The organism is Planctomycetota bacterium (assembly GCA_016872555.1).
Classification (GTDB): Bacteria; Planctomycetota; Planctomycetia; order Pirellulales; family UBA1268; genus F1-20-MAGs016.
This window is the reverse complement of record VGZO01000097.1, coordinates 1-7,128: the sequence shown is the minus strand read 5'-3', so window position 1 is coordinate 7,128 and position 7,128 is coordinate 1. Positions and strand designations below refer to the sequence as shown.

The 7,128-nt window shown below is 69.4% G+C and carries 8 protein-coding genes and 1 tRNA gene; 2 read left to right on the top strand and 7 right to left on the bottom strand.

The genetic code is table 11. The features are described from left to right. Positions 1-249 precede the first annotated feature (249 nt). Positions 250-1,431, top strand: a complete 1,182-nt coding sequence (locus FJ309_16890; GenBank protein MBM3956250.1) for a serine/threonine protein kinase — start codon at positions 250-252, stop codon at positions 1,429-1,431. Here FJ309_16890 and FJ309_16885 read toward each other — a convergent pair. Then, positions 1,374-1,595 carry a hypothetical protein gene (locus FJ309_16885; GenBank protein ID MBM3956249.1) on the bottom strand — a complete coding sequence of 74 codons (222 nt, stop codon included), beginning with the start codon at positions 1,593-1,595 and terminating at the stop codon, positions 1,374-1,376. The genes FJ309_16890 and FJ309_16885 overlap by 58 nt on opposite strands. 185 nt (positions 1,596-1,780) lie before the next feature. On the opposite strand from FJ309_16885, the gene FJ309_16880 reads away from it, so the two are divergent. Further along, positions 1,781-1,853 (top strand) — tRNA-Glu (locus FJ309_16880). Here the strand turns inward: FJ309_16880 and FJ309_16875 are convergent. The 6 genes from FJ309_16875 to FJ309_16850 all read right to left on the bottom strand — a co-directional run bounded on the left by FJ309_16875 (position 1,816) and on the right by FJ309_16850 (position 6,904). Further along, entirely contained in the window at positions 1,816-3,105 is a 1,290-nt protein-coding gene (locus tag FJ309_16875; protein MBM3956248.1) for a hypothetical protein, read from the bottom strand. The two genes, FJ309_16880 and FJ309_16875, sit on opposite strands and share 38 nt — an antisense overlap. Continuing rightward, positions 3,086-3,322 (bottom strand): helix-turn-helix transcriptional regulator, encoded by a 237-nt coding sequence (locus FJ309_16870; GenBank protein MBM3956247.1) that lies wholly within the window; start codon positions 3,320-3,322, stop codon positions 3,086-3,088. Before FJ309_16870 ends, FJ309_16875 begins: the two co-directional genes overlap by 20 nt. Positions 3,323-3,344: 22 nt before the next feature. Next, entirely contained in the window at positions 3,345-3,932 is a 588-nt protein-coding gene (locus FJ309_16865; GenBank protein MBM3956246.1) for a DUF4326 domain-containing protein, read from the bottom strand. Then, positions 3,929-6,397: a DUF3987 domain-containing protein gene (locus FJ309_16860; GenBank protein MBM3956245.1), complete on the bottom strand. Its 2,469-nt coding sequence runs from the start codon at positions 6,395-6,397 to the stop codon at positions 3,929-3,931. The genes FJ309_16865 and FJ309_16860 overlap by 4 nt, the downstream gene beginning before the upstream one ends. Further along, positions 6,394-6,621, bottom strand: coding sequence for a helix-turn-helix domain-containing protein (locus tag FJ309_16855; protein MBM3956244.1), 228 nt, complete (start codon positions 6,619-6,621; stop codon positions 6,394-6,396). The genes FJ309_16860 and FJ309_16855 overlap by 4 nt, the downstream gene beginning before the upstream one ends. 70 nt (positions 6,622-6,691) lie before the next feature. After that, positions 6,692-6,904 (bottom strand): helix-turn-helix domain-containing protein, encoded by a 213-nt coding sequence (locus FJ309_16850; GenBank protein MBM3956243.1) that lies wholly within the window; start codon positions 6,902-6,904, stop codon positions 6,692-6,694. Between the last annotated feature and the right edge of the window lie 224 nt (positions 6,905-7,128).

Genomic DNA, 7,128 nt, shown 5'->3' with positions numbered 1-7,128 from the left:
CGCGTAGTCGAAGCTGTCGAGGTCGAGATCCTTCGCCGCCTTCTGCAGGACGGCGGCGGAGGGCTTGGGCTGCGGCATGGGCAACACTCCGGTGTCGGGTCCGTTGGAGGAGGTGCCGTCGCGGCAGCCTTCCGGGCCGACAGTCTCGCGGCAGGGTGCCGCGGGCGTCAAACGCTGCCCCCGCGTCGGGCCGCGCCGCGGCGTCACGTTGCCCCTCTGCTGCCTGCCGCCGATACTGAGCGGTCTCCGATGACCGGCATGGAACACTCCCCGTCCGCCCCGCCGCCGCCCGACGATCTTTCCGGCCGTCGGCTGGGGGGCTATGGGCTCCTGCGCCTCCTCGGCCGCGGGGCGATGGCCGACGTCTACCTCGCCGAGCAGCAGTCGCTCGGCCGGCACGTGGCCGTGAAGATCCTCCGCCCGCGGACAGTCGCCCAGCCGGGCGCCGTGCAGCGCTTCACGCAGGAGGCGCGGGCCGCGGCGGCGCTGGTCCACGGCAACATCGTGCAGATCCACGAGGTCGCGTGCATCGACGGCACGCATCTCCTCGCCGAGGAATATGTCGCCGGCCCCACGCTCCGGGCCTGGCTCGACCGCCGTGGCACGCTCGACGGCCGGCAAGCCCTCTCGGTCCTCGGCCAGGTCGGAGCGGCGCTGGAGCGCGCCGCGGGGCAAGGCATCGTGCACCGCGACATCAAGCCGGAAAACCTCCTCGTCGCCCCGACCGGCGAGGTCAAGGTGGCCGACTTCGGCCTCGCCCGGGTGCTCACCGACGGTGTCGGCAGCGACCTGACGGAGGACGGGACGACACTCGGGACTCCGCTCTACATGAGCCCCGAACAGGCCGAAGGGAAGGCGGTCGACACGCGCAGCGACCTGTATTCGCTCGGCGCCACCCTCTATCACCTCCTCGCCGGCACGCCGCCGTTCACCGGTGCGACGCCGATCGCCGTGGCGATGGCCCACGTCACGCAGCCCTGCCCGCCGCTGGCCGAGCGGCGCGGTGACCTGCCTGCCGACGTGGTGGCGATCGTGACCCGGCTGCTGGCGAAGGATCCGCAGGACCGGTTCGCGACGCCGGCCGAGTTGCTCGGCGCCGTGGCGGCGGCGGAGCACGCCCTCGATCCGCCGATGCGCCGCCACGACCCCTCGCCGATGGCCTGGTCAGCCACCGGCGCGCCGTGGGATTCGGCTTTGGCGGTGGGGACGGCGGCTCCGCCGGGGCGCAGCTGGCTGCAGACGCGGACCGTCGAGATGCGCGACGCGACCAAGCGGCTCCAGGACGCGATGGAGCGTGAGCACCTCCGCCGTGAGAGCGACCGGCGGATGTGGCTGGCGGTGGTGGCGGCCGGGGTGGCCAGTGCGAGCCTGGGCTACGTGATCGGCCGCACCCGCCCGCGCACGGGCCGGCTGTTTCGCTCGTCGCGCTGAGCCGCCAGCGGTAGCACGCAGCGGTGCCGCGCCGCCAGCGGTAGCACGCAGCGGTGCCGCGCCGCCAGCGGTAGCACGCAGCGGTGCCGCGCCGCCAGCGGTAGCACGCAGCGGTGCCGCGCCGCCAGCGGTAGCACGCAGCGATGCCGCGCCGTGGGCGGCATCGCCCGCTCCGGCTGGTGCGACCTCTACGATCGTCACCAGTGCCCGTCGACTCGGCTCGGCGGGGGTGACGCGCCGATGAGAGTCGCAGGTGTGGCCAGTCGACGGGAGTGGCACGTGACCGATCGGTCGACCCGATCGGAAAACCTTGACACCCCGGTCGGCTCTGCTACAAGGATTTTCAGCCGCCCCCATCGTCTAGTGGCCCAGGACGTCGGGTTCTCAGTCCGAAAACCGGGGTTCGACTCCCCGTGGGGGTACTGAAACGGCCGTATCTCTCGCAAATGCGGGAGATATGGCCGTTCTCGTTTCGGGTGACGGCTCCAGAAGGCCTCCGCCGGACGCTGACTGTGCCGGGTAGTGTGCCGGGTAGACGGCCGCGCGAGCGAAGTCGTCGTCGGTCAGCATGAGGTAGTGGTCGGCCGCGACCTCCTTGCTGTTGCCGATCCAAGCGTGGACGACGTGCTCCGGGTGGCACTGCATGAGCTCCGTCTCCCGGCTGGCTCGCATGTTCACGAGCAGTTTCGGCCAGGCCGGCACGCCGGCACGCTCGACGGCCCGGAGCACGCCAGCGTAGACGTACCCCTCGTGGTGGAATCGGGAGGGTAGGACGTGGACGCTGCCTTCGGGAGCGTCGTCGTAGGCCTGGCGGAGGTACGGCTCGATCTCCGGGAAGATCGGCACGACCCGCGTCTCGTGGCCGTCGATGTGCTCCTTCTTCGGCACGCGGACAGTGAAGCGGCGACCGCCCCAGTCGATGTCTCGCCACGTCAGCCGCTGGAGCTCGCTCGGAATCCGCAAGCCGCCGTAGCGAGCAAGCACGACCGCGAGCCGCCAGTCGTTGTTCGGACAGGCCGCGAGTACCTTGTCGATCACGTCGCGGCTGACGGGATGCTTCCGCCGCGTGTTCTTCTGGGATCCCGCTCGCACTTTGAGGAAGGGATTCTCGTCGATCACGCGGCAATCCTTCGCGTACTCGAAAAACTGCCTCGCTCGCTTGATCTCTCGCGCCACCGTGGCGGCCGCGTACTTCCCGACGAGCCACTCCCGGTAGTCTTTCGCGTGGCCGGCGTGGATCGTCCGCACGAGTCGAGCTTCTCCGAAGTGCTCCTTGAGGAGCCGCTTCGTCGTCTCGTAGTTCCGGAGCGTGTTCGGCTTGAGCTTGGAGCGGCTGGCGATGTACCGCTCGACGATCACGCCGAGCGGTACTTTCGACTCGTCAGCCGTCGCGGCCTCTCGCGGCTCGACGAGACCGACGCGAGCGAGCTTGTCGTGGACGACGTCGCCGATCTTGGCGAGCCACGCGGCCGTCTCGGTCGCGATCGAGTGGCCGGCGATCCTCGCCGCGAGGATCTCCTCGACGCGGATCTTCGTCGTCTCGGCGAGCCGCTTGCTCACCTTGCCGAGCCGGATCGTCTGCCGCCTGCCGGTCGGATCGACGAAGAGCACGCGGTAAGTCGTCGTCGTCGAGCCGTTGCCGAGGTGGTAGCTTTCAGTGCCGAGAGTGGCCACGTTTGGATCCTCGTTTTTTGCCGGACTTCTTCTTCACGATCGAGAGACCGAGCGCCAGGCCGACGCGATCCATCGCGTCGAAGGAGAGGCCTGGCCGCTGGCGGAGGACGAACTTAGAAAGCGAAGGCTGAGAGACGCCGGAGATCTTGGCGATCTCGTAGCGGCTCACGCCGGCCGTCTCGATCGCCTCGCGGAGTTGCTCCGACAGCTTCTTCATACTGTCCCTTTCGACTACAAGTCTAGCTCCACTTCACCTTCGCCGCTCGGAGATCGGCGAGGATCTCCGGCGGGACGTGGACAGTCTCCGCCAGGCGGTCGACCGCGGCGAGCCACGTCTCGCGAGGATTCGGCAGCGGCGGGACCGTGGCGAGGAGGCCGCGGATCTCGGCCTTGTACCGCCTGGCTCGCTCGACGAGCGTCTCGTCGATCGTGGCCGCCGGGTCGGCCGGGTGGAGTCGGAGCCGGTCGCCGGCGACCTCGACGCGGACGCCGGCCTCCACAAGGCCTCGGAGGGTCGCCTCCGCCTCGACGAGAGCCGCGAGGACGTCGGCGTGGCACGCCAGGCCTGACGGACACCAGCACGCCAGCGGCCGGCCGTGGAGCTCGTGGAGGCGACCGAGGAGGCCAGGCTCGCCGAGGATCCACTCGCGGTACCGAGCCACGACGTCGTCCCGCGAGCCGTCGACGTCGACCCGGAAGGGATTGGCGAAGGGACTCCCGGCCAGGCCGGCGCGAGGCGCGGCTCGGCCGACGTAGACCGCTCCCGCGACTCGATCGCGGACGTCGACGCGGCGCGTCGCCGGAGCCGCTGACGCGAGGCCGCTCATACCTCGACGACTCCGCCGGAGAGCGTCGGCGGATCGTCAGCGTTAGCGAAACTCGGAAACGGCGGGATTTTCGCGGGTTGTGCTGTCGCAGTCGGCGGAGGATCGGCCGGCTCGGCGAGGAGGAAGATCCTGGTCGGCCTGCCGCCGCGATCGCCTGGCGGCTTGGATTGCCACGAGCCGTGGCCGCCTGCCGCCAGGCGGGAGAGAGCCGCCTCCGCCTCCTCGGCGGTCGCCAGCCATCGGCAGCGCGTCAGCGCCTCGCGAGCCGTGACCGGCTCCGCCTGGCGACGGAGCCAGGCGAGGAGCTTCTCGTCGCCGGTCCGCTCCTCGTACTCCTCCGCCGACTCGCTGAAAAGTCGATACGTCCTCACGGCCTCGGCCTTGAACCACTCCGCAAGGACGATCGCTCGGCGCATGCTGTCGGCGTCGACGACGTCGGGATCGACCGCTCGATCGACGACGGCCCTCGCCATGTGGAGCACGAGCGCGAGACGGCCGGCCATACCGCGGAGCTTGGAGATCGCGCCGGCCAAGTCCTCGCCGCGAGTCGTCGCGATCTCGTCGGCCTTCTCGTCGTGCCAGGCGACGTAAAGCCGCTTCGCCTCCGGCGCGATCCTGGCGATCCTCGGCCGCTCCTTGCCGTCGGCGTCGACGTCCGCCTTGAGCTCGTAGAGCGCGGCGACGACGTCCTCGTAGGCCTGGCGCGTCGCGAAGGAGACCTCGGCTTCCGTCCATCGGGACGGCCGGCCTGGCGGACTCGTCACGAAGAGCCGCGCGAGGAGGCCGCTAGCTCGTCGCTGCGCCGTGACGTGCTGTCGAAAAACGCTCGGCTGTATCGTCCCGGTGATGGAGACGGCCGCCGTCTCGACGCCGATCTCGGTACGGTCTCCCGTCCGCCGGTCGACGCTGTGCTCCTCGCCATCGTAGGCCGACAGGAAAAAACTCTCGTCGGCGCCGGGAGCGGCGTTTGCATAGCGGCCAAGATTGCCGAGCCAGCCGGAGAGCTCGTCTCGAGCGAGAAGGAGGCCTCGCGGATTGTTGGCGAGCATTGCGGCGAGCGCCTCGACCGTAATGTCGACCACTGCCGCGCGGCGCGACGCCGGCCGCTCCGGCCGAGGAGGCGGCGGCTCCGTTGTCTTTCCTGCCGCGCGCGCCTTCCGCCAGGTCGCGACGTCCGTCTCGTGGATCTCCGAGTCCCTCTCGTGGACGCGGAGCCGTTCGGCATTCTCCTCACGAAGAGCACGATCCCGAGCGCGAGCCGGCGCGACAGCGGCCTTGAATGGTGTGGACTTCGCCGAGCCGACCGGCGCGATCACGGCCGCCCACAAGATCGCCGGGACTTCGTTTCCTGCCTTGAGCGCGAGCCTTCTCGTCGTGCCGATTGCGGACGCGAGGACCGGAAGAATCGGGACTCCCGCGCTCGCGGGATCGCAGTCGACCGCGGCCGCGATCTCACGAACGAAGGTCGCGATCGGCTCCGGCAGCGCGTCGACGGGGAACGGCCGATAGCCTTCGGTCGGAGCCGTCGTCGGCCTGGCCGCGAGCGGCTTGTCGTCGTTGGCCTTCGGCGTCTCGGCCTTCGGCGTGAGTGGCTCCGTCTCGGCGGCCAGCCGCTCGATATGCTGGCGGAGAGGCTCTCCGAGACACCGCGTTGGCTCGATGAGATCCGCCACGTCGGAGCCGTCGTCTCGGTCGGGACCGAGATCAACGATCCGCACCGTGGCCGGCGGATCGAGGCCGAGGAGTATCTCGGCCACGTCGGCGGCGTATTGTCGACCGGCCTTGTCGGCGTCGGGAAGGATCACGACGTTGCGACCGGCCAGCAGAGACCAGCCGGTAAACCTCGCGGCGTTCGCACCTCCGGAGCTTGTCGTCGCGAGGAGGCCGAGACCTTTCGCGGCGTCGGCGCTCTTCTCTCCCTCGACGACGTACACCGTCCCGGCCGTCTCCACGATCGCCTGCCGGTAGAGGATCGGCCGCGACTCCGGCATTTGCTCCAGCCGCCAGCCGTCCGCGTGCAGACTGACCGGCCGGATTACCTTGTCGGTCGGGGAGCGTTGCCAGCGGATGACGCTACCGACGTGGACTCCGTTCTCGTCGAGGTAGCGGTGGACCGTCGCCGGCTTCCCAAACTTCCGCTCGTAGGCCTTCTGCGCCGCGAGAGCGGAGCCGTAGGCCTTGCCGGCCTTCTTCTCCGCCTTCGACGTCGCGGCCTTCGTGCTCTTGGCTCGCTTCGCGTCCGCTGGCGGCTCGTCGAAGAGCTCCTTCTCGGAGAGGCCGATCGCGGAGACTATCGCCTTGTAGCTGCATCCCGCGTGGCATTTGAGGAGCACGCGGCCGGCGTCGCCTTCGGCGACCGAGAGCGAGGCCTGGCCGTCCTCGTGAGCCGGACAGCGTGCCGACCATCCGGACTTTGTCTCCTTCACGCCGGTCAGGCGGTCGAGGATCCTCTTGGCGTTGCTCATGCGTCGCCTCCGACCGCGGTCTCGCGGGAGCGGAGGAGCGCCTCGATCGCCTCGACGCGATAACGTCGACAGGAGCCGAGTTTTACGCTCGGTAACTCTCCAGACCGCGTGAGTCGCTCGATTGTCGAGACCGAGACGCCGAGAGCGTCCGCGGCCTGCCTCGCGGAGAGTGCCAACGGGATTGGAGAATCCGACGCGCGTCGGTAAAACTGGCGGCTGTTCATGCTGCCTCCTAGCCGGGTGGTGGGTGAATCTCGTCGAGCCGTCGGTTGCAGCCGGCGGCTCGACCCTTTTTCACGAGTCGCGAGTCGAGGCCGCCTCCTTTTTCGCGATCCAATCGCGGACCGCGGCCTCGCGATACCTCACGGCTCGCCGGCCGAGACGGACGAAAGGCGGCTGATCCGCCACTCCTCGCGACCGCCAGGCCGCGAGAGTTGCCGGCGAGAGGCCGACGATTGCAGCGGCCGCCTTTGGCGGAATGAGACGATCGAACTCGACCATGCGCATTACCTCCGTGTTGTGGTCGGCCAAGCCGACCGACGTCGATCGCTCCGTTGATCGACCGTGATTGCCACGTTCGGCGGGAATGTAGCGTGATGTTTTTTGTTGACGGCGGTCGAGAACGGCGGCGCGGGGACCGTGTCGCGGCGGTCCAAAATGGCGGCGCACAACCGTGCAGTTCTTTGGGAGGGGAGGATCGGGGCGACAGCCCCGATCACACCCCCTTTCAG

What these genes read in the sequence shown, in the direction of transcription:
- FJ309_16890 (MBM3956250.1), top strand. Translation starts at nt 250, where the DNA reads ATGACCGGCATGGAACACTCCCCGTCCGCCCCGCCGCCGCCCGACGAT.
- FJ309_16885 (MBM3956249.1), bottom strand. Translation starts at nt 1,595, where the DNA reads ATGCCGCCCACGGCGCGGCATCGCTGCGTGCTACCGCTGGCGGCGCGG.
- FJ309_16870 (MBM3956247.1), bottom strand. Translation starts at nt 3,322, where the DNA reads ATGAAGAAGCTGTCGGAGCAACTCCGCGAGGCGATCGAGACGGCCGGC.
- FJ309_16865 (MBM3956246.1), bottom strand. Translation starts at nt 3,932, where the DNA reads ATGAGCGGCCTCGCGTCAGCGGCTCCGGCGACGCGCCGCGTCGACGTC.
- FJ309_16860 (MBM3956245.1), bottom strand. Translation starts at nt 6,397, where the DNA reads ATGAGCAACGCCAAGAGGATCCTCGACCGCCTGACCGGCGTGAAGGAG.
- FJ309_16855 (MBM3956244.1), bottom strand. Translation starts at nt 6,621, where the DNA reads ATGAACAGCCGCCAGTTTTACCGACGCGCGTCGGATTCTCCAATCCCG.
- FJ309_16850 (MBM3956243.1), bottom strand. Translation starts at nt 6,904, where the DNA reads ATGCGCATGGTCGAGTTCGATCGTCTCATTCCGCCAAAGGCGGCCGCT.